This window comes from Desulfobotulus sapovorans DSM 2055 (assembly GCF_059569355.1).
On record NZ_JCANVJ010000007.1, the window covers coordinates 1 to 25174 of the forward strand.

Consider the following 25174-nt stretch of genomic DNA (forward strand, 5'->3'; position numbering starts at 1 on the left):
ATAATGGTGCCTGTGGCCTGAACTTTCTCCATTTCAAAGGAGCGGAAATTGTTTTTCCTGAGGATCTGGATCAGAAAGGTAGGCGTGCCCGTCTCAAACCAGTAGTTCCGTATCTGACGGCTCTGGAGAACATTGAGGATGGCAAAGGGGTTATACACCTTTTCCCCCAGCCAGGTATAGCCGTTGTACCAGTTCCGGATGGTGTCGCTGTCAAGGCCCTTCAGTCTGTCCTTAAAGACCTCGTTCAGTTCTTTTTCCGTGTAGCCGCAGAGGGTGGCGTAGTCTCCGTTCAGGGTGATGTCCTGCAGGTGGTTGAGCCCGCTGAAGAGGGAAACCTTGGAGAACTTGCTCACGCCTGTGATAAAGACAAATTTGAGGTGGGCATCCGCATCCTTGAGAACGGAGTAGAGGTTTTTGAGTTCTTCCCGGATAAGGACAGCAAGTTCTGTATCATCAATGCGATCCAGAATGGGCTTGTCGTATTCATCAATAAGAACCACTACGGTTCGCTCATATTTTTTGCGTAGTGTTTCGATGAGTTCTGCAAACCTCCCTTTTAGTGTGGGGGCTTCAAGGCGGGGGATATTGTATCGTCTGCAGTTGCGGGCAAGGATTTCTTCTTCTGTCTGCTGCAGCTCATTAAGGCTGCGGATGACACCGGAGCCAAAGCTGATATGAATGACAGGGTAGGCGGTGTACCAGTCCCAGTTTTTTTCCAGGTAAAGGCCTTTGAAAAGATCCTTTCTGGCGGCAAAGGCCTGGTGCAGGGTATCGAGGAAGAGGCTTTTTCCAAAGCGGCGGGGTCTTGAGAGGAAAAAGAAGCCGCCGCCTTCATGAAGCAGTTTTTCCACAAAGGGCGTTTTATCCACATAGTAGAATTCATCAGGGTTTTCACGGATTTTTTCAAAACTCTGAATGCCGATGGGCAGCTTTTTCATGGCTGAACTCTTTCAAAGAAAAACAGGTTGTTGTTCCTGGGTGAAGGTACCAGCCTTTATTCCTTTTCTCAAACGAAAATCCCCCGAAGGGCCCATGCCGCTTTCGGGGGATTTTGTATGCTGTGGGGCAGGCCGGGACAGGGCATGAGTGGTACCTTGCCCTGTCCGCTGGCTGCGTAAGGTTTACTGGAGCAGACTCATGACGTTCTGGGAGCTGGAGTTGGCCTGGGCCATGGCGAAGGTTCCCGCCTGCATCAGAACCTGCATCTTGGTAAAGGTGGCGGATTCGTCGGCAAAGTCCACATCCCGTATGGTGGATTCCGCAGCGTTCACATTCACTTTGGTGGTGGAAATGTTGGAGATGGTGGACGTCAGCTGGTTCTGTACGGATCCGAGATCTGCCCGGATCTTGTCCAGATCCTTCAAGGCGGCGTCCGCGATGGCGATGGCTTTCTGGGCATTGTCCTGACTGAGGACATTGACCTGAGAAAGGCGCAGCATTTCCGTATCTCCGAGTTGGGCCTCGGCATCCCCGGATTTGGCATCATTGGCCGTGAGGATGGATCCGGCCTTCAGAATGGAGCCATTCTGAAGGGTCATGTCGTTGGGGATTTTCACGTCTTCGGCCAGGGTGATGCCCCTTTTCAGTACGGTTCCTGCGGTATGCAGTGTCCCTTCCGAGTCCATCATGTCCATGGTAATGACCGTGTTTTCCGCCACAAAGCTGCCTGCCTTGAGGGTGCTGCCGCCTTTGATGAGAAGGTCGGCTTCCTGAGAAACGGTTTCGTCATTTTTCAGGGTGATGGTGCCTCCGAAGGTGGAGCCGTTGGCCAGGGTGGTGCCACTGGACATGACGGAATCTTCGGCCAGGGTGAAATCCGCTGTGATGTTCAGATCTCTGTCCAAGGTAACCGGGCCGCCGAGGGTAGAACCTGCCGCAATCTTGAAGGCATTGTTGATGGTAAGGAAAGAGCCTGTTTTGATGTTGGCATCGGCTTCCAGCGTCACCTGACTGGAAATGGTGATATCGACACCAGCGCGGGAGCCGGTAGCAAGAACGGAGTTGGCGGCAAACCGTGTGCCCGCCTTCATTACCATATCCTGACTGGTGGTCATGTTGGCATCGCTGGCCAGGGTCAGGGTGGCTCCCACCTCACTGCCCAGTTTGATGATGGTTCCTGAGGTCAGCAGTGAACCTGCCGTAAGGGTCATGTCCCGGCTCAGGTTGGTGCTGCCTTCGGTGATTATTTTGGCATCAATCCGGCTTCCCGTATTGAGTACGGAAGCACTTGCCACAATGGAGCCGCTTTTCAGGGTCATGGCATCGGTGATGGTTGCCGTACCGGTTGTGGTGATATCTGCGAACAGGTAAGACCCCTGGGTGAGAAAGCTGCGATCATCGGTACCCCTGAGAGCCGATCCCGCCTTCAGAACCATGTCATCTGTGATGCTTGCTGCTGCAGAAAGATTAAAATCAGCCCCAATGGAGGAACCATTTTTCACGGTACTGCCTGCTGTCAGACGGGAGCCGGATTTCAGAACCATGTCGTCCGCCAGGGTTGCGCCAACATTGGCCTCGACAGAAACATCCAGTTTGGAACCATTGTTAATGGTACTGCCTGTAGCGAGCTGGGAACCAGCTTTCAGAACCATATCATCGGTTAATGTGACAGATGCGGATATGGTCATGTCTTGGGCAATTTTGGAACCATTTTCGTAGGATGAGCCGGAAAGGAGTGTAGAACCTGCAGCGAGCGAGAGAATGCCACCGTTATTGAGAGTTGCATTGCCACTAAGGGTATAGTCCTTTGCCAGGGTGCCCCCCGTAATTGTCCCGGATGTGGTGTCAATGGATTGACCTGCTGCGAGAATGGTTCCTGCTTTCATGACTGTGCCGGAAATCAACGTTCCTCCGGTGATCATGCTGGTATCGTTGGTGATGATATCTCCAACAGAGGTAACACTTGCGCCCCTGATGATTGTACCTGCACCAATGATGGAGCCGGAAACAAGCTGAGAACCTGCGGTGAGCGTACTGTCCTGAATTGTTGTGCTTGTGGCAGAAATGGTGATGTTGGCCCCAAAGGTGGTATTGGCCGCAATGGTGGAGCCCGTATTGATTACGGAGCCTGCTTTGAGGATGGAATCTCCCTCGGTCAGTGTGGTCGTGCTGGAGGTAACCATGTCTCCCCCGACGACGGTGCCTGCGGCGATGGTGGAGCCAGAAGCCAGTTGAGACCCTGCCCGGATCATGCTGTCCGCCGTGGTTTTGCTGGTGCCAGCAGTGTTGACGGTAACTTTGCCCCCGACAACGGTACCTGCGGCAATGAGGCTTCCAGAGGTAAGCCCTGAATTCGCCGTAATGTAGCTGTCTCCCGTTGTCTTGCTGGTATCCCCATCCGTTGTGATTTTGCCTCCCAGCTCGGTACCTGTGCCAATGGTGGAGCCATCCTGGAGAATGGAATTTTCTTTCAGGATGGAGTTTCCGATGGTCTGGGTGGTGACACCCGTTGTCCGGACATCCCCTCCAAGCTGGGTGTTGGCATAAATGACGGTTCCGCCCCTCAGAATGGATCCTGCCTTGACCAGGCTGTCTTCCGTGGTGTTGGAAGTCGCAAGGATGGTGGTGTCTGCACCGATATCGGAACTTTTTGCCAGTACGGTATTGGCCAGCAGCACGGAGCCTGTTTTTAAAAGGGATTCTTTTGTTGTGGTGGTGTTGGAGCTGCTGAAGTCATCCCCCACCAGATCCTGCCCTGTGGTAAATCCGGCTCCGAGAGAAGATCCCCGTGTCAGTACGGATCCTTCCTTGAGAAGGGATTCCTGGGTGGTACGGCTGGAGTTGCCTTCAATTTCAAGGGGAGTGCTCAGAGCCACGGCATTCCCGCCCCCAACGTTGTGGATGATGATTTCCGAAGAACTCATCTGGGTCAATTGAATATAGCCTGTGGTGGTCATATCCGTATTGCGCAGCACGGCTTCGGTTTCCGGCCCACCGGTGGTGACCTCAATGGCCCTTCCATCTGTGGAGGTAAGGGTCAGGTAGCCGCTGGCATCAACGGAGGCCACAATGCCATGCTGAGAATTTTTCTGATTGATGGCCTTGGCAAGAGAACCGTCATTGTCATTGGTCTGGACATTGATGGCACCGATGGTGACCCCATTGATGGCAAAATCTTTGCTGGTGCTGCCTTCCGCAATATTGAGATCTGTGGTGGCCGTAACAAAGGCGGATGCGGAAATGCCCAGGACATCACTGAGGCGGTTCATGGCATCGGCCACGGCACCCATGCTGTTTTCCCGGTTGTTGTTGTATTTCACCTCAACGGATTCCAGGTCAAAGGTCTTGTCAAGAATATTGGAGTAAATGGCAAGATTGACAAGGCCCGGCTCGTTGTCTTTCAGAGTCATTTTGCTGACGGATGTGTGGCCGATCTTGTCTGCCTGGGAAGCGGCAATGGAAATATTTACCGTTTCCCCGGAGTAGGCCCCCACCTGGAATTTTTTGTTGGTAAAGGCTCCGGAAAGGAGTTTCTGGTTGTTGAAGGACGTACTTTTGGCAATGGTGTCCAGGTTCTGAAGGAGCTTGTCAATATCGGACTGGATGGCTGACCGGGAGTCTGTGGTCTGGCCGTCCTGGGCGGCCTGAATGGCCTTTTGTTTGATGGTATTCACGATATTGATGGATTCTTCCAGGGCCGCATCCGCCGTCTGGACGATGTTGATACCGTCACTGGCATTCCGGATGGCCTGACCGAGACCCAGACCCTGGGATTTCAGGGAGTCAGCGATGGTCATGCCGGAGCCGTCATCTGCGGCCTTGTTGATGCGCAGGCCCGAGGAAAGCCGTTCCAGAGAGGAGGACAGATGCCCATCGGTCTTGCTCAGGTTTTTATGCGCCGTCAGCGATGCGATATTGGTATTGATTCGAAGACCCATGGTATTCCCCCTTTGGCGGATGCGGGTAAGATCAATCTGCCAAATGGCATGTCTCTTTGCCCCTTTGGCCTGCAGTTTTTCTGGGAAGGTGAATATGCAATAGGGGTGCCATTGTTTTTATATGTGTTTTTATCTTTTTATATTAAGTGTTTATTGTTTTAAAGTCCGGCATTTTTCAGGAAAAAATCACCTGCCAGGGAAAATGGGGAGGGAGAGGGCTAGGCAAAATTTTCCGATGTGAAGGGGGGGATGGGCATGAAAAAAGCCCCTGAAGCCTTGCGGGCTGGCGGGGCTGATGTGGAAAAGGGGCGTTCTGTGGATTTGCAGTTTTCCTGAGGGTTTTCAGGGATCATTCGTTACTCAAGGAGCTGCATGACCCTTTCATAGCTGATGGGGCTGTGGGCAGCGGCAAGGTTTTCCGCTCTGGGCAGGGCGTTGAGCTGGGTCATGATGCCTTCCTCACCCGCCGGGGAAAGGGAAGGGGCAGAGCTTGCCGAAGAGAGGGCTTCTGCGGAAAAGATTGCCCGGTCCTGGGGCATTTTGAGGGACATGGAAGGGGGGGCCTCTTCCGGTTTTTGCGGGCCTTTGGCCGTTTCACTTTGGGTATTGGCAAAGGATCTCTGGGCTTGCAGGGTGTGGGTGTTTATCTGGATGCTCATGGCTTGCCTCCCTTGGCTTGGGGGATGAAGTGCTGGGGGGAAGGGATTCCCGGATGCGATTTGCTGGGAAAGAATAAAGCAAAAACAGTGCCATGAACTTTTTGGGGCTTTGGGATGAAAAACGGAATTTTTTATCGGCTTTGGACGGAGAGCTGTGGGACATCAGGTATCAAAACTGCTTCTTTCTGGCTGAATCTGTGGAGTTCTTTCCATCATGAAATCCTCTGTGACTTGTTGATCGGACATGAAAAGCAATCCCAGTTTTTTTCAGGGGGAGGCAGCATCCGGTCTTTGGCGGCAGTACGGGCAGGCGTTTTTTTGAGGGTGTTCGGGGAGGGACGATGCGTGAAGAGTTTTTTCAGAAGCACCTCTTTATGGAGCATATCCATGGAAAAGAGTTCTTTGGGCAGTGAAGATCACCCTGCATTATTGGAAACAAGGCAAAAAGGTTTTTGATTACCACCTTACCTCAGCTATCGTTCCCATGCTCCAGCGTGGGAACGCAATACCGGGCGCTCCTGCGCCCAGGGCCAGTATTTTGGGAAAGGGGTATCATCGAAGCGCCGGGACGATCCAGATCAGAACACGGTACGTACCTATTTCTGGAGACCATCTCTTTTTTTGGGGCCATGACAGCTTTCGTGGGTTTAAGACGCTGGAGCGTCTTTAGATGCATTCCCACGCTGGAGCGTGGGAACGATGGGTTCAATGCTGCATGGCTGAGTCAGAGTGGTAATCAGAAAAAGGTTTGATTTTTTTAAGTTCTTTTTCTTCTGTTTTTTTAGCATTGTACAGATCCCATCTAAGCTGAAGATTCATCCAGAAATCTTCGGATATATTGAAAAACCTGGACAACCTCAGAGCATTGCTGGGCGTAATTCCCCTTTTTTGATTCACGATATTATTGATTCTCTGGTAGGGAACATGAATGGATTCCGCTAATTTTTTTTGGGTAATTCCCATTGGTTTTAAAAATTCTTCCATGAGTATTTTGCCAGGATGGGTAGGTTTTCTATGGGTTGGAATCCTTACCATAGTTCCTTTATCTGTGAAGGACTTAATCATGAAAAGCATGATAGCAGGGCTATCATGCTTTTGTAAATTGTAAATCAGGGAGAATAAGACAAAAAAAAGACCCTCACCCCAGCCCCTCTCCCGCAGGAGAGGGGCTTTGAAGTGAGGGGTAGGAATCAGATTACTGGAGCAGACTCATGACGTTCTGGGAGCTGGCGTTGGCCTGGCTCATGGCGAAGGTACCTGCCTGCATCAGAACCTGCATCTTGGTGAAGTTGGAGGATTCTTCCGCAAAGTCCACGTTACGGATGGTGGATTCTGCGGACAGTACGTTCACCCGGGTGGTGGACGTGTTGGAAATGTTGGAGGTCAGCTGGTTCTGTACGGAACCGAGATCCGCACGGATTTTGTCCAGATCCTTCAGGGCTGCGTCGGCTACGGCGATGGATTTCTGGGCACCTTCCTGGGTGAGAACATTCACGTCAGAGAGGCGTTCCATTTCCGTTTCGCTCAGTTCCGCTGTGGCTGCATCGGAGCTGGCATCGTTGGCCGTGAGGGTGGAGCCTGCCTTCAGTACAGAGTCATTCTGAAGGGTCATTTCCTGCTTCAGGGTCACATCTGCACCCAGGGTGATGTTGTTTTTCAGGATGGAACCTGCAGTGTAAACCGTGCCGTCCGATCCCGTCATATCCGTGCTGAGCAGGGTGTTTTCGGCGATGGTACTGCCTGCTTTCAGGGTACTGCCTGCTTTCACGAGAAGGTCGGTATCCTGGGTAACCCTTTCATCGTTGGCCAGGGTGATGGTGCCACCGATGGTGGAGCCATTGGAAAGTACGGAGTTGTCGGCCATGGTGGAGCCTTTGGCCATGGTGAAGTCTGCGGTGATGTTCAGCGCTTTTGCGAGATCCACAGGGCCGCCGACGGTGGAGCCTGCCGTGGCCTTGAAGGCGTTGGTGATGACCAGTCTGGAGTCTGCTTTGATTGTAGCATCTTCAGTCATGGTGGTTTCGTTGGCGGTCGTGATTTCTGTACCGAGCTTAGAACCAGCCGCAATGGTGGAGTCTTTAATGAATTTAGATCCCGCCTTCATGGTCATATCTTGGGTGAGAACCATATCAGACGTTCCTCTGAGAATCACATCCGCACCAATTTCACTGCCTGTTTTGAGGGTAGAACCACTTATAATCTGCGAACCTGCTGTGAGTGTCATATCCCGTGTCATGCTAGCTGTGCCACTCACGATGATGTCAGCAGCAATATTGCTGCCTGTTTTGAGAGCAGATCCGGATCCTACCAGTGAGTCTGCCTTGAGAATCATGGTGTCTGTGATTGTGGCTGTTCCTGATGTTTCTATATCCGCAAAGAGGTATGATCCCATGGTAAGGCTGTTGCTGGAACCTTGCAGATTGGATCCTGCTTTTAGAACCATGTCATCGCTTATTGTTGCTGAGGCTGTCAGGGTAATGTTAGCGGCTACAGAGGATCCGTTTGTGAGTGTACTGCCACTGGCTACCCTGGAACCTGATTTTAGCGTCATGTCATCACTGAGTGTCATACCATTGGCATCAAGGTTAAAGCTTACAGACAGTTCGGATCCACCTTTCAATATACTGGCTGTGGCCAGATTGGAACCCGCTTTTAGCACCATATCATCTGTTAAGTCTACAGCAGCCCGGATAGTAACATTTGCACCTATCTGGGAACCATTATTGAGAATTGATCCGGATCCCAGAGATGAGCCAGCTGCCAGGGAGTCAATTCCACCGGTTGTGAGTGCTATATCGCCACTTATATAGACATCCGTGGTGAGGGTTCCAGTAAGTGCTCCATCACCTTGGGTATAACCGGCTGTAGCTGAATTAATATTGGCAGAAGCGATTTCTACTCCTGCAGCAAGTACCGTACCTGCTTTTAAGATCGTTCCAGATATAAGGGTGCCGCCAGTAATGATACTGGTATCTGTCGTTGTGGTTGTACCGGTAGTTGTTACGGTTGCTGCACCAATGACAGACCCTGCACCAATTACACTGCTTGCAGCTAAACGAGAGCCTGCTTTTAGTGTACTGTCCTGAACCGTTGTATTCATTCCACTTTCATTGACATATCCGCTACCGCCCAAAACTGTTCCTGCTGCAATGGTTGTCAGGGCAGAGAGTGTTGAGTCTGCCTTGATGGTGGAATCCCCTACCGTCGATGTGGTGCTTGCCGTTGTGGTCATATCTCCACCGATGACCGTGCCTGCTGCTACGATGGAACCTGTTCCGAGCGCAGAACCGGCTTTGATAAGACTGTCTGCCGTTGTATTGCTGGTGCCATCCTCAGTGACTTGAACAGTTCCTCCAAGTACGGTTCCTGCAGCAATGATTGAGCCTGTTGTAAGGGTTGAGTTTGCTGCGATGGTACTGTCTGTGGTTGTTTTGGATGTGTTTCCTGTTATGGTAACATCCCCACCCAAGGTGGAGCCAGCCCCGATGATGGAACCAGCTGTCAGGATGGAGTTCTCTTTGAGGAGAGAATTACCTACGGTTTTGGTTGAATCTCCCGTGGTAACGACATTGCCACCAAGTACGGTGTTCGCACCGATTTCCGTTTTGCCTTTAAGGATGGAGCCTTCTTTGACCAAGCTGTCTTCGGTGGTTGTTGCAGTGTCTTTATTGATACGAGTGTCTGCACCGATGGTAGATCCTGCGGCAAGCCGAGATCCGGCAACAATGATAGAACCCTCTTTGAGTACAGAATCCTGACTTGTGGTGATGTTGGTACCCTTGATATCGTTGCCCACCATGTCCTGACCTGTGGTGAAACCCGCGGCCAGCTTGCTGTCCTTGGCGAGAACAGAACCTTCCTTCAGAACGGAATCCGTCGTGGTGACACCGGAGTTTCCATCAAGTTCCAGATCGTTGGTGAAGGACACGGCATCCCCGCCGCCCACGTTGTTGATCACGATTTCAGAAGAACTCATCTGGGTGAGCTGGATGCGGCCCGTGGTGGTCATATCCGTACCCCGAAGAACGTCTTCCGTTCCCTGCCCACCGGTTGTGACCTCAATGGCCCTGCCATCGCTGGAGGTCATGGTCAGGTAGCCTGCAGTATCCACAGAGGCGACCACCCCATGCTGGGAGGTTTTCTGGTTGATGGCCTTCACCAGAGCACCATCCGTATCGTTGTTCTGGACATTGACCTCGCCGATGGTGACGCCGTTAATGGCAAAATCCTTGTCCGTGGTACCGGCCGCCACATTGAGATCCGTTGTGGACTTGACAAAGGCGGTTGCAGAAATCCCCAGGGTGTCACTGAGGCGGTTGATGGAGTCTGCCACAGCGCCCATGCCGTTTTCCCGGGAGTTGTTGAATTTGACTTCAACGGCTTCCATGTTGAAGGTTTCATCCAGGGTATTGGAGTACACAGCCAGATCCACGGTGCCGGCCTTGTTGTCCTTTAAGGTAAGCTGGCTGATGGAGGTGTGCCCGATTTTGGTGGACTGGGAGGCACCAATGGAGATGTTGACCGTCTCACCGGAATAGGCACCCACCTGAAACTGTTTGTTGGTGAAACCGCCGGAGAGCAGTTTCTGGTTGTTGAAGGAGGTGTTTTTGGCGATGGTATCCAGGTTTTCGAGAAGCTTGCTGATATCCGCCTGGATGGCTTTGCGGGAATCCGCAGTCTGACCGTCCTGAGCGGACTGGATGGATTTCTGCTTGATGGTGTTAACGATATTGATGGACTCTTCCAGAGCCGCATCCGCCGTCTGTACGATGTTGATGCCGTCGTTGGCGTTCCTGATCCCCTGACCGAGGCCGAGGGCCTGGGACTTCAGGGAGTCGGCAATGGTCATGCCCGAGCCGTCATCCGCCGCCTTGTTGATGCGAAGGCCCGACGAAAGTCTTTCCAGGGCACTTGAAATGTTGCCGTCTGTTTTTGTGAGGTTCTTGTGTGCGTTCAGTGCTGCGACGTTGGTGTTAATTCGAAGTCCCATGGTTCCCTCCTTGTGGTAAAGGGACGCATCCTTGCGTCCGTTTCGTGATTCCTGTCTACCTTTTCGGATGGCCTGAGTATTTTCTTTAGGAAAATGGGGCGTTTTTTTTAAAAGGGGGTTGAGAAAGGCCCCAGAGATGGGAGTTTTTCAGTCTCTGGAGGAGGTTGTTTGTTAAAATCTTATCTGATTACCACCCTGACTCAGCCATGCAGCATTGAACCCATCGTTCCCAAGCTCCAGCGTCTTGAATTCCGGAACACTGTCATGCCCCAAACGCTTGTATGGCATTCAGAAACCGGATGCGCTCCGTATTTTGGTCTGGATCGTTCCAGCCTTTCGGCAATAACCAGTTCCAGAGAAGAAATTCCCGAGGATACTGGCCTTGGGCGCAGGAGCGCCCGGTAGTACGTTCCCACGCTGGAGCATGGGAACGATAGCTGAGGTAGGACGGTAATTAAAATCTATAATATCAAATTGTTTTGTGCTGAAGCAGATGCTCGTGAGCCTCTCTGGCCTGTATGTGGCCCGGATTCAGCTCCATGGCGCATTTAAAAGCGCGCAGCGCTTTTTGGCGTTCCCCCAGAAGATCCATTGCTTTGGCATAGTTGAAATGGGTATTTGCATCCAGAGGGTTGAGATCCATTGCCTTTTCGAAATGCATGGAAGCGGTCTGATAATCCTTCTGACTGAATGCAAGGGTGCCGAGGTTGGTATGGGCATGCACAAAGGAAGGGTCATGGTGAAGGGTCTCTTGGTAGGCTTCTGTTGCTTCTTTGGTGTAACCATTTTCATGGAAAAGAAGGCCCAGATGATAGTGGGCCTGGGCATAGTCCGGCTGTAAAAAAATGGCCTGACGGAAGCAGCGTTCCGCATCTCCGATGCGCCCTGTCATCTGGCAGGCTGTTCCGAATAGATTCCAGAAGCGTGAATCTTTTTCATGGGTATCCTGCAGGGGGACAAGGGTTGCCAGTGCTTTTTCTTTTTCCCCTCTGGCAAGAAGGTTTTCTGCTGTATCAAGCTCGGAGATCTTTTTCTCTTCGGGATCTTTTTCCATCAGATCTTTATATGCCTGAAGATATTGCCGGGCCTCTTCGATGTGCCCGCTGCTCAGAAGAATCTGGCCTGCCTTGAGGTAAAAGGGAGAATGCTCTGGAAGTGCGGTCAGGCCTTTATGGTAGGCTTCTATGGCACTTTCTTCCAGGCCGTTTCCCTGAAGACGATCCCCGATGTTTTCCCAGTGAGTAGCCAGTTTTGGATCCTGTTCAACCGCTTTTTCAAGGTGTTCGAGGCCCTCATTAAAATCTTCAAGAACAAAGCAGGTGTCCATGGCTTTGATACGGCGTGTGGCATTTTCTTCTTTGCTTAAGGCCAGTTCCAGAAGTTTTTTGGCTTCATGGTGTTTATTCTGTTTCATTTCTTTTTTAGCGCAGAGGTCAAGAAAGAGGGCATATTCTTTTTTGGGAAGCCTTTCAGGGGCTTCTGGTGTTTCTGAAAGCCAGTTTTCCCACATGCCATGGAGTGTGTTTCCTTCTTCACCCCCTCTTTGTATGGTTTTGAGATCCATGCGGAAAATTCTGGCAAGAAGATTTTTTAGGGCATGATGTTCCGGAGCCATAGCCAGCCCTTTTTTTAGCATGCGCAGGGCGGGCATGGTGCCCGAACCATAAAGTGCCCATTCTGTGTATTCGGCATATTCATTTCCCCATTCCTCCAGAAAGTAGTTTATATCCTTTTCATAGCGGGTGTTTTTGAGGGCTTTGAAGCAGGCTTTTGCTTTTTCATATTCCGTATGAATGGCAGCAATCTTGCCTTGTATCAGGAGGATTTCATGGCTTTCCTTTTCTTTTTCCTCAAGTTTAGGGAGAAGTTGACTTGCAAAGCGGAGATTGCCCGTCTGGTGATAGTAACGGATCTGATCAAGAATAGCATGCCCCTTAGAAGGGTGATAGATGGGATCCCCTTTCATCGTATCCAGTACCGTCTGAATTTTTTCGCCCAAAAAATTGATCCAGTGCAGACGTATGCGGGCGACTTCGTTGAGACGTTCCAGGCTGAGGGAGAGCCACTTGAGAAAGGGGCCTGTCTCGGCCAAACGGTCGATTTCGAGCTGCATACGTTCGGTTTTTTTAAGCCCGTAAAGGGTGAGGTCATCAATGAGAGACCATATTTTTTCCTTGTCTGCCTGATTGTGGGCCTTATCAACTTTATGAATGGTTTTACGGATTCTTTCAGGTAGTACGTCAATGTTTTTATAAGTTTTTCCTGCGTTTATCATTGTATTCACTTCTTTAAGGCAACGCTTTCCGTCTTCCCTGCATTCTTTAAGGATACGTTGAAGTTTTTGAATGGTTTTTAGGATACCATAAAGTTCTTTTTCAGTGCTGGCCGGTGTCTTTTTCAAAACCATGTTTTTTTCAAGGTAGTTTTTGACTGTGTTCCGGGTTTCGATGGTGTTCTGGCAGAAGGTCTCAAAAACTTCACCAAGGGGCATGACCTCTGTGCCTTCGATAATAATACCCGGAAGTGTTGCGTTGATATAATGACCGGGGTTGGCCTTGATCATGTCTTCAAATACATGTTTGAAATTATAGTAGGCGCGACTTGTGAGGGCGGTTCCTCCGTTATTGGTGGGTACAATCATCTTGTTATCCGAGAACCGAAGCTCCTTTACGGCTTTGCTTTCAGAAAGTACGGTGCCTTCGGCATGGGTATTTTCATCCTGCGTATAGGCGAGATCCTGGCCTAACAATACGATGGGGGAACAACCCAGCACCACAGCAGCAATGAAGTTCATGTGGGCAACCGTTCCTGCACCGCCGTTTTCAAGGGAGCCTCCGATGAGCTGGTTTATCCAACGTTCCATGTTTGCGGATGTGAAAGCCCAGAAAATTTCTTTGAAGGGAAAAACTTTGGGGACTTTCTGGCAGATGAAAGGCATGGAAATGAGGGAGACCTTGTCCGCAACTAAAGGGGCTGCGCTGGCAAATTTTTCGTAGGTTGCTTTTTCATAGTCAAGGGAGCTAACAAAGTCAGGCACGATGTTTTTGGTAGCAAGAAGTGAGAGTACAGTATCTACGGCAAAGAGAATTGCATGACCAGGAAATTTTTTTAAGGTTTCAATATCTTGATTAAGGGATGGCCCCCCTGCAATAAGGATGGCAGGAATCCCTTTGAAGGCAAATTTTAGTTCTTCCAGAAGGTGATGGCGCTGCAAGAGGGGGAGAAGTGCCATACGATTGATAAAAAAAGTATCTCCGTGCTGCATCAGGGTATTGCCGCTGATGTTGAGCTGGTTGACTTCCTTGAATATGGACTGCCGGAGTGTTTCATAGCCTTCAGGATCTGCCTGGACAGATGGCGGGTGCTGAAGGGTATAGATGCTTTCGAGGCGGAGGGCTTTTACGCCGGGTTTGAGAATTTCCATGATATCATCAGGATCTCCAATGCTTATGTAAACCCTTGGATCGGAGAGTAGGGGGGTGAGATCTTTTTGAAAGAGTGCCTGAAGAAAAACCTGGGGGTGGCGCTCAAAGATAAAAAAATGGGAAACTTTTGGTCGTTCATGGATCAGCTTCAGTGCGCCATGGCCCAGCCCCAGGCCCAGAAAGATGGCGACCCCCGGTTGATCTTCGGGAAGAATGATAAAATGGTTGGCGCATTCATTGCCGGGTTTCAGGGTATCGTGCAACCAGATACCCTGAAACTGGAAATTGTCTGGTTGGGAAGGATCTGTTGGGGCAGGATCTAAATCCTTTAAAAAGGGAAGCAGGTGGGGGTGGCGTTTTTCCACCAGGGCCATGTTGGATGCAAAAAAGGATGTCACGGAAAACCTCCCGTTGGATGTCAGATGTCAATGTCTTCCCAGGCTGCGGGAGTTCCCCTGCGGACCGATTTTTTCAGTTTTTTGCCGAGAAGGGCATCGAGGTGCTTTGGCGCAAGGCCGTAGCCCGGACGGATGCTCCTGACACTCTCTTCATCAAGGATGTCTCCGGCTTGCCTGTCCTTTATATAATAGAGGGACCGGCGGAAGAGCACGTTGGCCCGTTCACTGGATTTTCGGCCGTAATCCACCTTGCCTAAGGCCTGCCAGACGGTTTTTGCGTCCCGGCAGAGGGCTTCGAGCTGGGGAGGCTCCAGGGAAAAACTGTCGTCCGGGCCTCCTCCCTTTCTGTCGAGGGTGAAATGCTTTTCGATGATGGCAGCGCCTAAGGCTACGCTGGCAATGGCCGTTGCGTTGTCCAGGGTGTGATCGGAAAGCCCGGTCACTTTGCCGAAGCGGGTCATCATGTCAGTGAGGGTTTTCAGGTTGTAATCTTCGGGAGGCGCCGGGTAGCCGCTGACACAGTGCAGAAGGGCAAGTTCCGTGCAGCCTCCGTCTTCTGCGGCCTGAACGGCCTCTGCGATTTCCTCCATGTCCGCCATACCCGTGGAGAGAATCATGGGCTTTTTCGTGGAAGCGGCATAGCGGATCAGGGCAAGATCCACGGCCTCAAAGGAAGCGATTTTATAGGCCGGAGCGTTTAAATCTTCCAGAAGATCCACGGCGGTTTTGTCAAAGGGAGTGCTGAAAATGGTGATGTCCAGCTCCCTTGCCCGCTTGAAGAGGGGAAAGTGCCAGTCCCAGGGCATGTGGGCCCCCTGGTAAAGTTCATACAGGGTTTTTCCGTCCCAGAGTCCGCCTTTAATCTGAAAGTCTTCGCTGTCGCAGTTGAGAGTGAGGGTGTCTGCTGTATAGGTCTGGAGTTTCACCGCATCCGCGCCGCAGGCTCTGGCCCTTTCAAGAAGGGTGAGGGCCGTCTGAAGGCTGCCGTTGTGGTTGGCGGAAAGTTCGGCAACGATATAGGGGGGATCAAGTGAGGAAATCCGGCGCTTGTGGATGGATATGGAGGGGACGCTCATTCCTGCTGACTCCTTTCGTGCAAAATGCCATTGGGGCAGGCATGGGAGCCTGCCCCTGCAACAAAGACCATGAAATGGGAAAAAGGGGGCTTTTTGCATTCTGCAAACAAAGGATTACTGTTTGGCTGTATCCTCATTCATCAAAATATCCAGCCCTTTTTCCTTTGCCTTAAGGATAGCCCTTACTTTTTCAGGGGTGAGTCCGACACCTGCTGCGATATCTTCAGGTTTAAGATTCAGTTTTGAAAAGCGTATGATAGTCTGAATTTTTTCATTATACATACCAAACCGCTCTGCACTTGTGATGTATGGCATCTTTTTTTCCTCCTCCATGCGGTAAACATCCTCAAGGAACTGTCTTTCCAGATCAACGGGCAGACGGATCATCCAGTCGATGTAGCGGAACAGTTCCTGTATGCCTTCCCTGTCGTAGCTGCGTTCATACATGAGCCTCACAAGATGAAATTTCCAGGCTTTCAGTTCATCCGCAGTGCGGCTGGTTTTGGCCTTTATCTGGGCCATGACTACCAGAGCGAAAACATTGTCACTGTTTTCAAGCACATCCCATTTATCTTCCCAGTCTTGAAGTTTTGCAATGGGAAAGCAGAAGTCAAGTTTGCATCCCCACAAAGCCCTGGAATAGGAATTCGGCCGGAAGCTTTTTTTGTTGTCCGTAAGCACGCCAAGGCTGACCACATCGGTTCTGTGATGTCTGAAAATGCTGATATAGTAGATGAACATGCGTTCGGAAAAGACATCTTCAGGCTCCCCCTGCACCTCAATATGGATGATGACCCGGATTTCCTTGTTTCTCTTTGTACGAACCTTGACCAGTTTATCCGCGTACCGTCTTCCGGTTTCTGAATCCCAGACAAGTTTCTGAAGCTCTTTGTCTATGAATACGGGTTTTTGAGTCCAGTCAATTTCATCATGGACATGGGGAAAGAGAAGGGCGGAAAACTCCTTAAAGTACCTTTCCACAGCCTCTTTCCAGGGGCTGTCATAGTCGTTTGGATTGGTGGTGTCTTTGTTTTCCAATGCCTGCCTCTTTCTGAAAAACATTTAAAGATTATTTTGATTGCTACCCTGACTCAGCCATGCAATCGCAGATTTTACCCCTGTAGCATTGAACCCATCGTTCCCACGCTCCAGCGTGGGAATGCATCTTAAGACGCTCCAGCGTCTTGAATCCCGGAACACTGCCATGGCCCAAAAGCCTGTAGGATGTCCAGAAACCGGACACTCCCCATGTTTTGGTCTGGATCGTCCCGGCGCTTCGGCAATACCCAGTTCCCAGAGAAGGGATTCCCGAGGATACTGGCCCTGGGCGCAGGAGCGCCCGGCAGTGCGTTCCCACGCTGGAGCATGGGAACGATAGCTGAAGCAAGATGGTAATCAGTAAGATTATCGTCCATTGGAGCATCGTAGCGTGAAAATGGAAAACAGCAAAGCGGATGGGATTTCCCCTGGTGCCAGACTGCCGTTGTGGTTGGCGGAAAGTTCGGCAACGATATAGGGAGGCGCATCGGAGGCGATGCGTCTGCCCCGGATATGGAGTACGGGAAGGCTCATGGCGGTTCTCCTTGGGGAAGGGATTTCTGACCTTGTTCCCACCCATGGCGGGAGAGTCTGAGGCTGTGAAAGGGGAGGCCCTCCTGCGGATGGCGGGCAGTGGGGGGCATCACGGTTTTTTCAAAGCCGAGTTTTTGATGATACCGGAGGGAGTCCGGGTTGCTGTACAGCACCTTCGCCAGAAGTGTTTCGATTCCAAGATGCAAAAAGGCGTGGCGGAGGGCCAGTCTGGCCATGCGGCTTCCCGTACCCTTGAGGGCTTCGGGGTTTGTGTAGAAGCTCCACTCCGCAGTCCGCCAGAGGGGATCTTCGGTGTAAAAGGCCACAAAGCCCACAGGCTCCTCTTCCTCATAGACAAGAAGGCAGGACAGGGGATTCTGGCTTTTTGCCTCAAACCACGCCCCATGCTCCATTTCCTGGATCTCGTGCTGGTGAAAGGAGGCAAGGCGTACCTTCGGATGGTTACGCCACCGGCGGACTCTCTGAAGATCCTTCTGGGTCATGGGCCGAAGATGGCCCATGGTGTTTTCAGAATAAGTTCCGTGAAGGGATGATGTGCTGGCAGACATGGTCGGTTCCCGATCCCCTTATCAGCTGGGCGGCCCTTCGGCTTTGTTCTTGCAGCAGGCCCGGATGTTGAAGAAGCTCTTCCAGAAGTTTTTCAAGCTCTCCAAATCCCTGCTCAGAGGCTGGAAGAACCCATGCGGCTCCATGACGGTTCATTATACTTACGACAGCCTTCTGGTTTTCCGCAAGGAGGAAGAGGATGGAAGGGAGTCCCATACAGCAGCGTTCCCAGGAGGTGCTGCCCGGAGCACCGATGGCAAGATCGCTTCTGGCCATGAGTCCGGCCATGGACGGGGTGTCTGTGTGCATCTGTGCGGGGCAGGGGAAAGACGCCAGCTCTTGTCGGACGGTTTCCAGATGAGGGGCCTTGCCTCCCAGAACAATATCCACTTCCAGTGCTTTGATGAAGGGGAAGGAGCGGAGCATCTTCAGGATGCGTCCTGTGACGTTGGCGGTATCCATGCCGCCCATGGTGATGAGGATGCGCCGGAGAGCGGGGTGCTCACGCTTTTTCAGGCTTTCTGAACGCATCCGGATAAATTCTTCCCGTAGAAGGACATGGTCTGTTCCTAAGAGCTGGGTGCAATGGGGAGGAAGGAGGTCTTTATACCCCAGGCTTTCCGGATCTCTGCCTGAATCGAGAAGCATATCGCAGTCGTGGCATCTGTCTGCCAGATCATCCAGTACAAAAATTTTTCCCGTACAGGGCCGGATCTCTTTTTCCCAGCGGATGTCGAGGCCGTAATGATCCACAAGCACCCAGTCCGGCTGTATTTTTTTGAGGAAAGAAAGGCTCTGGGCCGCGTCTTCTTTCCATGATCCTTCAAGCCAGGGTGCATGGACGGGATCCCCCGGCTCCGGGTTTTCTTTTCCGGGAGCAAGGGGAACTACCGGAAATCCATGGCTTCTGATTTTTTCCATGGAATGACCGGGGACATCCTTACAGAGAAAGTGGCAGTCTGCACCTCTGGCTTTGAGCGCCTGGGCCAGGGTCAGGCAGCGCATGACATGGCCAGTGCCGATCCGGATGGAGGCATCCGTCCGGAAAACGATGACAGGTTTCTTGCCTGCATCCTTTTGCTTCACGGTGCAGATTTCTTCTCAATATTTTCAAGTGCGATGGCAAAGGTTTCCCAGGACATGATGCCCCGTTGCATGGAAACGGTTCCCGTAGGGCAGTGGGAGCAGCGCAGGTTGCATGCACCGGCGGGTTCGATACGGATAACCCTTGGAAAGGGGCGGAAAAAAGTTGTCAGCATGTCAGGCCCTTTGCAGCCGTGTGGGTATTCAGATCCGGAAACTTTCAGATCCGGTCGGGTCAGATCAGATCCTTTCGTCTCCAGCAGCCGTTGGCATCCTTGACGAGGATATCCCGGTTGGCATGAAGATCGACAATTTTGTCAAAATAGCTTTCCGTTATTCCAATTGTGTTGCAAAAATCCCGTTTGGCCGCAGGGTCACAGACATAGTCCTTTTCCCGGATCAGAAGATCTGCCTGTTCCTTGGTGAGAAAGCCCTTGCGCAGCATGCGGCTTGCCATGTCCGATACCCTCTGGAAGCCGAATTTGGGAAACTTGGTCCATAACTGAATGATATAGGCCACGCTGTCAATCTGGGTGAAATTTTCGATGTTGCCCTGACGGAACCATTCGTTGAAGTCATCGAGATCCCTGAAGCCGTATTCCCTCGATTTTTTCATGATTTCCCGCTCGTTGTAGGCATGGAAGGCAAAGAAATAGTAGATGGTGGTTTCTGCATCGCTGAGGGGATGGGTGAGCTGGAGGTCGTTGGAGGTGCCGTACTCATAGGCGCTGTTTTCTCCGAAGAAAACCAGGGGGATTTTGAATTTCTTGGCGATCCGGATGGGGGTCTCGTAGATTTTGCCTTCAATCCATTTTAAGGGATGCAGCTCCTTTTCAAAGTCCCTCAGGGTGTTTTCCTTGAAATCCTTGGGAGAGAAGCGCACAAGGAGGTGATCCAGGTGAAAGCGTTCGGAAAGGTTGTTGAGGTTGTGTTTTCCGGCCTGGGTTTTGGTGAATTCATCGGCTACGGTCACCAGAAGGGGCTTCATGCCAAGGCCGGTGAGGGTGGCGACGATATAGGTGCTGTCCTTGCCGCCGGATACGGCGCAGACGCAGTCATACTCATCCCCCTGGGCGATCCTTTCCTTGCAGATTTTTGCAAGCAGGGCTTTTCTTTCCTCGAAATCAATGTGCTGCCTGTTTTCGTAATTGCGGCAGGCAAGACATACCCCTTCTTCAAAAACACTTCCCGGCCTTGTGTCCGGCATGCTGCATTTTTTACAGATCTGCATGAAAGCCCCCTTACGAAATTGTAATGATCATTTTTCAAGCAGGAACCAGTTCAGATCTCCCTGTGAGAAATTGTTGTCCCTGCGGTACTTGAAGCCGTAGCTGACCAGTTTGAGGTCTGGATACGCGGTGAGAAGGTCGCCCGCAAAATCCCTTTTGAAGAGCCTGTCCTGAAAGCCCCTGTATTCCAGAGCCACAGGGGTGGGGTTGTAGTATTCAATGAGGCAGATGTATTTTGAGGACAGGGAATGAAGTTTTTCATAGACCAAAGGCAGTTTTTCCGGATGGATATGGATGAGAACGCCCTTGGTGAAGACAAAATCAAACTCCGGGAGTTCTTTTGTTTTCAGATCCAGAATGGATCCCTGCCAGGCCTTGCCCGTGCATTTGTTTTTTAAGATATCAAAGGCCTTGGGATTGAGTTCCAGGGCAGAGGTTTCCCTTCCGGGGCAGAGCTGGTTTAAGGCCTCTATGTTAAGGCCGATGTTGGCGCCGATTTCAAAAAAACTGCGCACGCCCCTGGTGTGGGCAAGAATTTCGGAAAACAGATGGATATTGGAGGCCCGAAGCTGGGGATCCCTGTTTCTTTCGATATATTCCGCACCAAAGGAGCCGGCCCAGAAGGCTTCCTGCTCGGTCTCGTATCGGTCTTGGCTCATGTCATTCCTTTTTTTTGTCCCTGGGATGTTTCGGGCCTATGGGCAAAAAAGCGCCATATGCACCACATCCGTTTCCATTCCATTGCAAATATAATGCCGTTTTCTGATACCATCTTCCACCATCCCCGCCTTCTCCATGAGCGTCAGCATGGCCCTGTTCCCGGCCAGGGCTCCGGCGGTCACCTTGCGCAGCCCTGCCCTGTGCAGGAGAAAGTCGGCAACGGCCTTCCAGGCCTCCAGTCCGTAGCCCTTTCCCCCTGCTTCCGGATTTCCGATGAGAATGCCCATGTCCGCAAGGCCATTGGGGACATTGACATAGGCATTGATGTTGCCGATGTGTCCCAGTCCCCTTTCTTCCTCCATGATGGCCCAGAAGTAGTGGGGGGTTTTCTCAAAGGAACGGAGATAGGCAAGGCAGGAGGCCGCATCGTGTTCCCTGTGGCGTTGTTCGCTGTGGGCCATGAGCCTTTTGTCATTGAGCCAGCCGATGTAGGCTTCTGAGATATGGGTCTCCGTAAAGGGCGTGATCCTGAGCCTTTGGGTGCAGATGTCCGGGTATGGGGTCATGTCAGATTCCCTTTTAGCTGATCTTTGGCTTCCCATACCTTGGTGAAGGCCCGGAGAACGTCGTCCATATCGGCCTTTTCCATGGAAGGGAGCATGAGTTCGTGGGTGAAAAGGGTTTTTTCGTGAAGCTCTTCGCATACGGGGCAGCTTCCTCTGCCATAGTCCGGTACAGAGGGATTCCAGGGGGAGATGAAGGGGAAATGGCTGCTGCCGTGGGCGGTTTTCTGCTGGAAAAGGGGCAGCAGGTAGAGGGGTTTCACATAGCCGCAGCCGATCTTCACCCCTTCGGACTCCCGACCTTCGGTGCAGGGAAGCTCAGCCTTTACTGCATCCATGAAGGTGTTGCGGGAAACGCCTGCAAGGGTTTCATCAAACCTGCAGGCATGGACATAAAAGGCGTGTCTGCAGTTTTCACGGATGACCGGTGCTGTGATGGCGGGGATCCGGGAAAGGCCTTCGGCCATGTAGCGGCAGTTTTCCAGACGTTTTTCAAGCAGCCCTTCCAGTTTGTGGAGCTGACAGCGGGCCACGGCGGCTTCCATTTCCGTCATGCGGAAATTGAACCCCACCATGTTGACAAGGTTTGCCGTGCCCATGCCTTCCACCACGGATTCCCCATGGTTTCGGATGAGGCGGATTCTTTCTGCCAGGGTGTCGTCATCTGTGACCACAACCCCGCCTTCGCCGCAGTGGATGTGCTTGTGGTAGTTGAGGGAAAAAACGCCGATGTGGCCCAGGGTTCCGGCGGATTTTCCCTGATACAGGGCGCCCGGCGCCTGGGCTGTGTCCTCGATGACATGGAGGCCATGCCTGCGGGCCAGGGCATGGATGCCTTCCGCATCATAGGGCTGACCGAAGAGATCCACCACCATGATGGCGCGGGTACGTTTTGTGATTTTTTTTTCCACTTCCTTAGGATCGAGGCAGAAACAGTCCGCCTCAATGTCCGCAAAAACGGGAACGGCATTGTAGATAAGGGGCGCTACGGCGGTGGCGCTCATGGTGTAGGGCGGGACGATGATCTCATCCCCCGGTTCCGTTCCGATGGCGCCTACGGCGCAGAACAGCCCGGAGGTGCAGGAATTGACGGCAATGGCGTGGCGGGTACCGAAATACGCCGCCCATTCCTCCTCCAGCGCCCGGACTTCATGGCCGCCCATGAAATCCTCGTGCCAGCATCCGAGATATTTGGACAGTACACCGGAATCCAGCACCCGGCAGACGGCTTCCTTTTCTTCGGCTCCGATGGTTCTGTGGCGGGGAAAGGGGCGGGTGCGCACAGGGCTTCCGCCGTGAATGGCAAGGGTCATGGATAGGTCTCTTTCTTTTCTCCGGAAAGGTGGATGGCCTGAAATAGATATTCTGCCCGACGCCAGTCCTCTTCCGTGTCAATGTCCTGAACCAGATGCCGGGGCAGTATCACGGGCAGGGCGTCGGCTGTATAGAGTTTCGGCGTTTCCATGAATTTTCTGCAGTCAAACCAGTAAAACTGTCCTGCGTCATGGAAGGCTTCGGGCAGATCGTTGGAACGGGTAAGCTCATGCTCCGGCCAGAACATGGCAAGGTGCCCGGTCTCGGTCATCCGCAGGGCCCTGAAAATGGGAAAGGGAAAGCTTGTGACGGAAAAAACGGAAGAGACTCCGTTTTTCGTAAGGGTTTCATGCCCTTCCCGGATGTAGCGGGCCTGGATCAGGGGGGCTGTGGCGTAGATGCAGCAGGCGGATGCCGGGGTTTCTCCATTTTTTTTCAGCCATTCAAGGCAGTGGAGGAGGACGGGCGCTGTGGGGGTGTGATCGTCGGAAAGCTCCGGAGGCCGCACAAAGGGGGCTTCCGCCCCGTATTCACGGGCAATGGCTGCGATGTCAGGAGAATCCGTAGAAACGAGAATGCGGTCAAAAACCCCGGCCTGTTTTGCTGCCTCAATGCTGTGGGCAATCATGGGTTTTCCGGCAAAAGACCGGATATTTTTTAAGGGGATGCGTTTACTTCCCCCCCTTGCGGGAATGATGGCGATGATCATGGTGTCCTCGTCGGTGCTTGGGGCTTTTTCAGGCAGGTCATGGCCAGATCCAGAATGCGGGAAGCTGCCTGGCTGTGCCGGGTGAGGTCCTTCCTCGGAACGGGAGGCTTGTGAAAGGGGGGGCCCAGCCACAGGGAAAGGAGGGGGGAAAGTTCTTCCTTCTTATCCGTGAAAAAGACACCGGGCCGGGAAGCGAGCTGGGCCAGACTTTGCTGGCGCAGACCGGGCTGAAAGCTCAGTACGGGTTTTCCGAGAAGCCAGGCTTCATAGAGAAGGATGGAGGTCATTCCCATGATGCCGTCCGCCTTCAGCACCTCGTCCCGGCCATGGGCTGTGGCCTGATCCAGAACCCGGCCCTTTAGTCCGCCCCGGTTTTCTTCCCAGCCCTCCACAAGGCAGGATCTCTCTTCCCGCGGATGGGGCAGGAGATGGAGGAAAAGATCGTCCGTCCAGGGTTGAAGGGCGGCGCAGAGAAGACGGAGAACGTCTTTTTCCGTGTAGCCCCTGAAGGCCGGGTTCCCGGGATCTTTGCCCTGATCCGCTTCCGCAGGTTCGGAAACAAAAAGAAGGGAGAAGGGTTTTTGGGGGGCTGGCGTTGGATGGCGGGCAGCGCTGTCCGCTAAACCTGCCAGTGCGGGCTGGCCGGTGATGACGAGCATGGCTTCCGGAAGCCCTTCTTCCATGGCGGCTTTGAGGGCCATTTCATCCATGAGGGTATAGTGATCCGGCATGAAGGGAGGGAGGCCATCGTTTTCAAGGCGGTTTCGATAACTCGACCAGTTGTCCAGCACATGGATGACGGGAAGTCCTGCCCTTTGGCCTGCCCTTGCAAGGGTAAGGGGCAGGGTATCATGGACGCTGGAGGCGAAAAGTATCAGCGTAACGCCCCTGCTGCCAAGCCAGTCTTCCAGAGCGTCTTTATCCGATGGGGGGGCAGGCATGGGCCAGTCCGGAGCATTTTCTTTAAGCATATGCCCGTGGGCCAGCACCGCAAAGGGAAGGTTTCTTTTCTCACAGGCATGGATGACGGGCAGCAGTGCCCGGCATCCTCCCACATCGCCTCCGGCAAAGAGAATCACAGGGCCCTCCCCGTTTTCTGGAAGTTACGCACCCTTTCCATGAGGGCCATGGTGTTTCGGGAAGAGCGGAGGGTGCTGAGGGGAGGCCGCTTCTTTTCGTGGCTTTCCATGAGATCTGAAAGGGCGTTTTCCATGGCTCCGGCAATGCCGGAAAGTCTGGTTAGGGGAGCCTCGGGATCGGTTCTGAGCCGGAAGAAGCCCTGAAAGTGTTCGTGTTCCTTCTTTTTTTCCACAAGGGCTGTCATGCCCCCGTGCAGGACGGAAAGACGGCCCTGCTCACAGGTCAGCTCCATGTCGATGTTGTGGTAGGAAAGATCCATTCCCGTCACGGATACATCTATATCCTTCAGGCGGAAACCAAAGGAGGGGCTTTCTCCTTTGCCGGATACCCAGAGCAGTTCTGCCTCCATCCTGTCTTCCGTGAGAAAGAAGATCATGTCCAGCATGTGGGAGCCGTTGGCTTCCAGTCCTCTGGAATAGACGGCCCGGATGTGCCGGCAGGGGCCGAAGTTTTCTTCCGTCAGGGCCTTTTTCAGCTCCTGATAGGAAGGGAGGTAGCGGCGCTGGTAATTGACAAGGAGGGTGCAGCCCCTTTGTTCCGAGGTTTGAATGAGGGCATCCATTTCCCCAAGGCTCAGGGCCGGGGGTTTTTCCAGCCAGATCATGGGCACGGCCTTTTCCATGCAGGCCATGGCCTGTTCAAAGTGCCAGGGAGCCGGAGAACAGATGCTGACAAGATCCGGCTTTTCCGCAAGCAGGGCCTTCAGACTATCAAAGGCGGGGAGTTTCAGTGCTTTGGTAAAGGCCTCCCGCTCCCGGATTTCCGGATCAAAGCCGCTGACAAGGCGGACGCGGGTGTCGGCGAAAAAAGCCCCGGCATGGGAAAGACGCACAGGGCCTGGGGAGCCGTGGTCAAAACGCCAGGCGATGTTACCAAGGCCGCAGAGGGCTGCACGGTAATGCTGCATGAAAT

The 25174-nt window shown here is 52.5% G+C and carries 21 protein-coding genes; 2 read left to right on the top strand and 19 right to left on the bottom strand.

From position 1 onward, the window contains the following. From BR04_RS07125 to BR04_RS07135, 3 genes are all read right to left on the bottom strand, one after another. Positions 1 to 938, bottom strand: a 938-nt coding sequence (locus BR04_RS07125; protein WP_496355313.1) for an ATP-binding protein, incomplete at its 3' end; no start/stop codon positions are given. Between the two features lie 183 nt (positions 939 to 1121). Next, positions 1122 to 4877, bottom strand: a complete 3756-nt coding sequence (locus tag BR04_RS07130; RefSeq protein ID WP_496355314.1) for a flagellin N-terminal helical domain-containing protein — start codon at positions 4875 to 4877, stop codon at positions 1122 to 1124. A gap of 356 nt (positions 4878 to 5233) precedes the next feature. Next, the gene (locus BR04_RS07135; protein ID WP_496355315.1) at positions 5234 to 5536 is read right to left on the bottom strand and encodes a hypothetical protein; all 303 of its coding nucleotides are present in this window, start codon (positions 5534 to 5536) and stop codon (positions 5234 to 5236) included. Positions 5537 to 5650: 114 nt separating this feature from the next. Between BR04_RS07135 and BR04_RS07140 the strand changes: the two genes are divergently transcribed. Beyond that, positions 5651 to 5992, top strand: a complete 342-nt coding sequence (locus BR04_RS07140; protein WP_496355316.1) for a hypothetical protein — start codon at positions 5651 to 5653, stop codon at positions 5990 to 5992. A gap of 249 nt (positions 5993 to 6241) precedes the next feature. Here the strand turns inward: BR04_RS07140 and BR04_RS07145 are convergent, their stop codons facing one another. After that, a complete protein-coding gene (locus tag BR04_RS07145; protein ID WP_496355317.1) occupies positions 6242 to 6610 on the bottom strand; it encodes a HigA family addiction module antitoxin in 369 nt (122 codons plus the stop codon). A gap of 121 nt (positions 6611 to 6731) precedes the next feature. Then, positions 6732 to 10526: a flagellin N-terminal helical domain-containing protein gene (locus BR04_RS07150; RefSeq protein ID WP_496355318.1), complete on the bottom strand. Its 3795-nt coding sequence runs from the start codon at positions 10524 to 10526 to the stop codon at positions 6732 to 6734. Between the two features lie 168 nt (positions 10527 to 10694). Between BR04_RS07150 and BR04_RS07155 the strand changes: the two genes are divergently transcribed. After that, on the top strand, positions 10695 to 10931 hold the full coding sequence (locus BR04_RS07155; RefSeq protein WP_496355319.1) for a hypothetical protein: 237 nt from the start codon (positions 10695 to 10697) through the stop codon (positions 10929 to 10931). A gap of 64 nt (positions 10932 to 10995) precedes the next feature. Here BR04_RS07155 and BR04_RS07160 read toward each other — a convergent pair whose 3' ends face one another. The 14 genes from BR04_RS07160 to BR04_RS07225 form a co-directional block, all read right to left on the bottom strand. After that, complete coding sequence (locus BR04_RS07160; RefSeq protein ID WP_496355320.1) at positions 10996 to 14349, bottom strand: 6-hydroxymethylpterin diphosphokinase MptE-like protein; 3354 nt, start codon at positions 14347 to 14349, stop codon at positions 10996 to 10998. 20 nt (positions 14350 to 14369) lie between these two features. After that, the gene (gene pseI, locus BR04_RS07165) at positions 14370 to 15425 is read right to left on the bottom strand and encodes a pseudaminic acid synthase (protein WP_496355321.1); all 1056 of its coding nucleotides are present in this window, start codon (positions 15423 to 15425) and stop codon (positions 14370 to 14372) included. Positions 15426 to 15539: 114 nt separating this feature from the next. Continuing rightward, on the bottom strand, positions 15540 to 16463 hold the full coding sequence (locus tag BR04_RS07170) for an RpnC/YadD family protein (RefSeq protein ID WP_496355322.1): 924 nt from the start codon (positions 16461 to 16463) through the stop codon (positions 15540 to 15542). Between the two features lie 366 nt (positions 16464 to 16829). Beyond that, entirely contained in the window at positions 16830 to 16997 is a 168-nt protein-coding gene (locus tag BR04_RS07175) for a hypothetical protein (protein WP_496355323.1), read from the bottom strand. Next, the gene (gene pseH, locus BR04_RS07180) at positions 16994 to 17566 is read right to left on the bottom strand and encodes a UDP-4-amino-4,6-dideoxy-N-acetyl-beta-L-altrosamine N-acetyltransferase (protein ID WP_496355324.1); all 573 of its coding nucleotides are present in this window, start codon (positions 17564 to 17566) and stop codon (positions 16994 to 16996) included. Before pseH ends, BR04_RS07175 begins: the two co-directional genes overlap by 4 nt. Further along, positions 17526 to 18650 (bottom strand): UDP-2,4-diacetamido-2,4,6-trideoxy-beta-L-altropyranose hydrolase, encoded by a 1125-nt coding sequence (gene pseG, locus BR04_RS07185; RefSeq protein ID WP_496355325.1) that lies wholly within the window; start codon positions 18648 to 18650, stop codon positions 17526 to 17528. Before pseG ends, pseH begins: the two co-directional genes overlap by 41 nt. Next, a complete protein-coding gene (locus tag BR04_RS07190; protein ID WP_496355326.1) occupies positions 18647 to 18823 on the bottom strand; it encodes a hypothetical protein in 177 nt (58 codons plus the stop codon). The genes pseG and BR04_RS07190 overlap by 4 nt, the downstream gene beginning before the upstream one ends. Positions 18824 to 18882: 59 nt before the next feature. Continuing rightward, positions 18883 to 19878, bottom strand: a complete 996-nt coding sequence (locus tag BR04_RS07195) for an adenine nucleotide alpha hydrolase family protein (protein ID WP_496355327.1) — start codon at positions 19876 to 19878, stop codon at positions 18883 to 18885. Between the two features lie 27 nt (positions 19879 to 19905). After that, on the bottom strand, positions 19906 to 20535 hold the full coding sequence (locus BR04_RS07200; RefSeq protein ID WP_496355328.1) for a pseudaminic acid biosynthesis-associated methylase: 630 nt from the start codon (positions 20533 to 20535) through the stop codon (positions 19906 to 19908). Positions 20536 to 20571: 36 nt separating this feature from the next. Next, entirely contained in the window at positions 20572 to 21102 is a 531-nt protein-coding gene (locus BR04_RS07205) for a GNAT family N-acetyltransferase (RefSeq protein ID WP_496355329.1), read from the bottom strand. Continuing rightward, the gene (locus BR04_RS07210; protein ID WP_496355330.1) at positions 21099 to 22412 is read right to left on the bottom strand and encodes a DegT/DnrJ/EryC1/StrS family aminotransferase; all 1314 of its coding nucleotides are present in this window, start codon (positions 22410 to 22412) and stop codon (positions 21099 to 21101) included. The genes BR04_RS07205 and BR04_RS07210 overlap by 4 nt, the downstream gene beginning before the upstream one ends. After that, positions 22409 to 23122, bottom strand: coding sequence for a pseudaminic acid cytidylyltransferase (gene pseF / locus BR04_RS07215; protein ID WP_496355331.1), 714 nt, complete (start codon positions 23120 to 23122; stop codon positions 22409 to 22411). The genes BR04_RS07210 and pseF overlap by 4 nt, the downstream gene beginning before the upstream one ends. Beyond that, complete coding sequence (locus BR04_RS07220; RefSeq protein ID WP_496355332.1) at positions 23119 to 24201, bottom strand: hypothetical protein; 1083 nt, start codon at positions 24199 to 24201, stop codon at positions 23119 to 23121. Before BR04_RS07220 ends, pseF begins: the two co-directional genes overlap by 4 nt. Then, positions 24198 to 25169, bottom strand: coding sequence for a Gfo/Idh/MocA family protein (locus BR04_RS07225; protein WP_496355333.1), 972 nt, complete (start codon positions 25167 to 25169; stop codon positions 24198 to 24200). The genes BR04_RS07220 and BR04_RS07225 overlap by 4 nt, the downstream gene beginning before the upstream one ends. Positions 25170 to 25174: the final 5 nt, after the last annotated feature.

Excerpts from the sequence above, each read along its gene's own strand:
- BR04_RS07205 (WP_496355329.1), bottom strand. The coding sequence starts at position 21,102 with ATGACCCCATACCCGGACATCTGCACCCAAAGGCTCAGGATCACGCCC.
- BR04_RS07150 (WP_496355318.1), bottom strand. The coding sequence starts at position 10,526 with ATGGGACTTCGAATTAACACCAACGTCGCAGCACTGAACGCACACAAG.
- pseH (WP_496355324.1), bottom strand. The coding sequence starts at position 17,566 with ATGTCTGCCAGCACATCATCCCTTCACGGAACTTATTCTGAAAACACC.
- BR04_RS07130 (WP_496355314.1), bottom strand. The coding sequence starts at position 4,877 with ATGGGTCTTCGAATCAATACCAATATCGCATCGCTGACGGCGCATAAA.
- pseI (WP_496355321.1), bottom strand. The coding sequence starts at position 15,425 with ATGAGCGTCCCCTCCATATCCATCCACAAGCGCCGGATTTCCTCACTT.
- BR04_RS07175 (WP_496355323.1), bottom strand. The coding sequence starts at position 16,997 with ATGAGCCTTCCCGTACTCCATATCCGGGGCAGACGCATCGCCTCCGAT.
- pseF (WP_496355331.1), bottom strand. The coding sequence starts at position 23,122 with ATGATCATCGCCATCATTCCCGCAAGGGGGGGAAGTAAACGCATCCCC.
- BR04_RS07210 (WP_496355330.1), bottom strand. The coding sequence starts at position 22,412 with ATGACCCTTGCCATTCACGGCGGAAGCCCTGTGCGCACCCGCCCCTTT.
- BR04_RS07140 (WP_496355316.1), top strand. The coding sequence starts at position 5,651 with ATGAAAAACGGAATTTTTTATCGGCTTTGGACGGAGAGCTGTGGGACA.
- BR04_RS07145 (WP_496355317.1), bottom strand. The coding sequence starts at position 6,610 with ATGCTTTTCATGATTAAGTCCTTCACAGATAAAGGAACTATGGTAAGG.
- BR04_RS07200 (WP_496355328.1), bottom strand. The coding sequence starts at position 20,535 with ATGAGCCAAGACCGATACGAGACCGAGCAGGAAGCCTTCTGGGCCGGC.
- BR04_RS07225 (WP_496355333.1), bottom strand. The coding sequence starts at position 25,169 with ATGCAGCATTACCGTGCAGCCCTCTGCGGCCTTGGTAACATCGCCTGG.
- BR04_RS07195 (WP_496355327.1), bottom strand. The coding sequence starts at position 19,878 with ATGCAGATCTGTAAAAAATGCAGCATGCCGGACACAAGGCCGGGAAGT.
- BR04_RS07135 (WP_496355315.1), bottom strand. The coding sequence starts at position 5,536 with ATGAGCATCCAGATAAACACCCACACCCTGCAAGCCCAGAGATCCTTT.
- BR04_RS07190 (WP_496355326.1), bottom strand. The coding sequence starts at position 18,823 with ATGCTGACAACTTTTTTCCGCCCCTTTCCAAGGGTTATCCGTATCGAA.